The organism is Bacillus sp. 05T31 (assembly GCF_056396725.1).
In genome coordinates, this window is sequence record NZ_JBFTMA010000819.1 from 1 (window position 1) to 1,760 (window position 1,760).

Sequence of the window (1,760 nt, forward strand, 5' to 3'; positions counted from 1 at the left end):
AAATAAATAAAAAAGAGGATTTTCTAGTAATAAACAGAAAAACCTCTTTTTTTCTATATAAGGATATAGGGGGAATGGATATGATTACAAAAGTAATAACAAAAAGAAATTGGGAAATCGCAAAAACAACTAGAGAAATTAATGAAAAATCACTAATAGAAGAGGGATTTATTCATTGTTCATTATTAGACCAAGCTTTAATAGTTGCGGAAACATATTTCAGTCATGAAGAAGATGTTTTATTACTTACAATTGATCCATCCCTAGTAAAAGCAGAAATAAAATATGAACTTGCTTCTAACGGTCAAGAATATCCGCATGTATATGGGGTAATTAATATTGAGGCAATTGTAGATGTTACCCCATTGCCATCAAGTTAAAATTTTATAGAACGCCAGAACAAGATTTTGTGCTAAATTGTAACAAAAAAGATCATTTTATCATTTTGGAGAGCAACCAATCCCTTGATTTGAAATTAAAAATATAAACCTTTGCCTACTGGCTGAACAGTTTCTAGCACAGTATCAACCATTTCTTCATTAATTAGGGTTCTTATAATCCAAGCTGAGAGATCTTGAGCAGCAAAACAACCCGCAGCAGTCGAGATATTTCCTTCGTTTACGAAACTTTGTTCAATAACGTCTACATCAAATTCTTTAAGCTGTTCTACTACGGATGGATATGTAGTTGCTTTTTTGCCAGTTAACAATTTTTTAGCTCCTAGTAGTAGTGAACCAGAGCACATAGATCCTATTAATTGTTTTTGAGGATCTACATGAATGCTATTTATATACTCTTGATTTTTATATAAATCTTGTACACCCTTACCACTTGCAAATATTACAGCGTCAGCAGAAGGAATATCAGATATACTTCCTGTCATGGGAATACGTAAGCCGGACATGGATATATGAGTTTTTTCCGTTCCTAATAGTTGGACATTCCAATCAGAAATACCACCAACTAAACGTACACGATTTAATAAATCCCATGGTAGAAAAACATCTATATCAGTAAAGTTATCGAAACAGACTATTGCAATTTTCATTTTCCAACCCTCCATTATCAAAAAAATAAGAATGTTTTAATTATAACAATTTCAAGTGCCGGTAGCGAGATTTAAATTTTTAAATAACTGGGTATCACTGCATCGCCATCAAGCTAAAAAATTGTAAACGCAAATGAAAAAACGCTATTCTTTATGTAGAAATATACAGAAATGGTAGCGTTTTTGATAAGGATTTATCGATTTCTGAAGAATTACAATTGTTTTCTAAAGAATTACAGCAACATATTTCACCACACACTCTAGATCAATTGGCTAGAAAAGCACAAATTATATAGTTTGTGCTTTTTTTATTGTCTATTTTTTGTAAATAGTCATTGTTTTTATCACACTAATACTGTACGATACATAGTATAAAACACATACTGTATGACATATAGTAATGGAAATGAGGTGGGTGAATGGATACTTTATTAAATTCATTAATTACTGAGCTAAGGAGAGGATCATTGACGTTAGCGGTTTTAAGCCAATTAAGAAAGCCGCAATATGGATATTCGCTTGTCCAATTATTGGAGCAATCAGGAATCATGATAGATCAAAGTACTTTATATCCACTACTTCGCCGATTAGAAAAGCAGGAGTTAGTGACGAGTAGTTGGGATAAAACGGAGAGTAGACCTCGTAAATACTACGTTTTAAGTGAATATGGATTGGAGATATTTTTACAATTGAAAAAGGAATGGATAAAGGA

General features: G+C 32.0%; 3 protein-coding genes. 2 read left to right on the plus strand and 1 reads right to left on the minus strand.

Annotation, left to right across the window (positions count from 1 at the left end):
* Positions 1–80 precede the first annotated feature (80 nt).
* Positions 81–380: a DUF952 domain-containing protein gene (locus AC1DJR_RS28690; RefSeq protein ID WP_429688278.1), complete on the plus strand. Its 300-nt coding sequence runs from the start codon at positions 81–83 to the stop codon at positions 378–380.
* Positions 381–475: 95 nt separating this feature from the next.
* Here the strand turns inward: AC1DJR_RS28690 and AC1DJR_RS28695 are convergent, their stop codons facing one another.
* Positions 476–1,048, minus strand: a complete 573-nt coding sequence (locus tag AC1DJR_RS28695; protein WP_341024865.1) for a DJ-1/PfpI family protein — start codon at positions 1,046–1,048, stop codon at positions 476–478.
* Between the two features lie 419 nt (positions 1,049–1,467).
* Between AC1DJR_RS28695 and AC1DJR_RS28700 the strand changes: the two genes are divergently transcribed.
* A partial coding sequence (locus AC1DJR_RS28700) for a PadR family transcriptional regulator (protein ID WP_477004121.1) occupies positions 1,468–1,760 on the plus strand: 293 nt, incomplete at its 3' end.